This is a genomic window from Endozoicomonas sp. Z74 (genome assembly GCF_057680865.1).
Genome location: NZ_JBLYZI010000228.1, coordinates 1 through 1,611, shown reverse-complemented (window position 1 = coordinate 1,611; position 1,611 = coordinate 1). Strand labels below are relative to the sequence as shown.

Below are 1,611 nucleotides of genomic sequence, written 5' to 3'. Positions count from 1 at the left end.
TCTGTGAAATATGAGTGGCTCTATTTAAACGAATTCAGAACGGTAGCCGAGCTGTACCAAGGGCTGGAAAAATACTTCCAGTTCTACAATACTGAAAGGCTACATCAATCACTGAACTATAAAACACCTCAGGCAATACACTTTGGCTGAGGACTTCAACAACAGTCGGAACATAACTTAAAAAGTGGATCTTGTGGTCTAGACAATGGGGTCCACCATAGCAGGAAGCCATCCAGCCACTGTCAACAGGAGCTACCAGCCCTCCCCTGAAAATAGCCTTAGAATAAGCCAACTCGCCCATTGCTCTGATGCTAAAGGTTACAACGTTCAAATGTGGGCTCTCTTCTGACCCACCTTTAAGAACACATAAACGATCAGCACATATGCCGTTCTTTTCAAAAAAAGCAACCATTAATTTATCATCATTACTTAATATCAACCCTTCAACTGCATTCAAAGGGCCATCAATAGGATAAGGCAGCATCTCTTTTAGAGAATACTCAAGCATCTTGTATGCTGATGTAACCACATAAACATGAGAGTTTGAAATCAAAAAAGCATGAGAATTGTGGTTAATCACTATTCCTACGGGTGGTTCCTGAGCACCGGTAAACCTATGAGTAAATTTATGATGACCGCTTTCCTGGTCAAGAACCACTATAGCTCTGCCACACAGAACATAAACCTGCCGCTTTGATAAAGCTATCTCAGGCCGGCAATCAGACAATAGCGATTCATTCTCAGATAAGCCCAGGCGATATTTTACTTTCCATTGAACAGATGTATGCTCTTCACTGTCCGGGCTGTCAAGTATTCCCAGGACAACCAGATAACGATATTCGTCACACTCCATCAGCCCTGCAATAAAAATATAATCATCACTTCCAGCTATTGCAGGGCTCACTGGAACCGGCCTCGGAAGGCAACTTTGTTCCAACATACCAGGATCAGAGAAATCACTGCGCTGACCTCCCTCTTCGGCATTATCGATCATTGATTCCGCTCTATTGAATTCATACCGCCAATGAAGCCGAGTATCCTGCAGGCCCTCTGATAGCCCGGCGATGACTAGCCTGTCTCCATTAGTAAATACAATATTATCTCGCGCATTTCTGATCACGACAGATTCTGACGGTGGCAGACCTTTTTCAGGAAATTGAACCAATACTCTTTTGCTTCTGCGTATTAACGTTTTGGTATCTAAATCATGCACCTTCAGAGCATCATGATTCTTGACAATAAATCTTTCACCTTTCGCCAAGCCAAAATACCCCAACGAGTGGCTTTGTTTTGGCTCTTCCGTAAGGTGTTCATATAATGAAATATCACTATATTCCAGAGGAGGGTGTGAAAATTTAAATATACGACCATCCTTGACGACCCAGGCTTTATCATTATCCGGAATGGCGCTGTTCAAATTAAATGTTGCTAACATGGTCTATACTCCCTGAGCATGAGAATTGTCGTGTAAAGTGGAGTTCCAGCCATGAAACCTCAGCAATTCCAAGACATCCTGAAGTCCATACCCATGATGTCCCCAGAGCAGATCGGTGTCCTCCATAAAACTCTGCCGCCCTCACCCATTGCCGGTGATGCACAAGGTATTTCCGG

At 43.5% G+C, this 1,611-nt stretch carries 1 protein-coding gene; it reads left to right on the top strand.

What is annotated here, in order from left to right; translation table 11 throughout:
- The first annotated feature begins 3 nt into the window (after positions 1 to 3).
- A complete protein-coding gene (locus ACNRUY_RS26420) occupies positions 4 to 150 on the top strand; it encodes an integrase core domain-containing protein (protein WP_488110674.1) in 147 nt (48 codons plus the stop codon).
- Positions 151 to 1,611 lie beyond the last annotated feature (1,461 nt).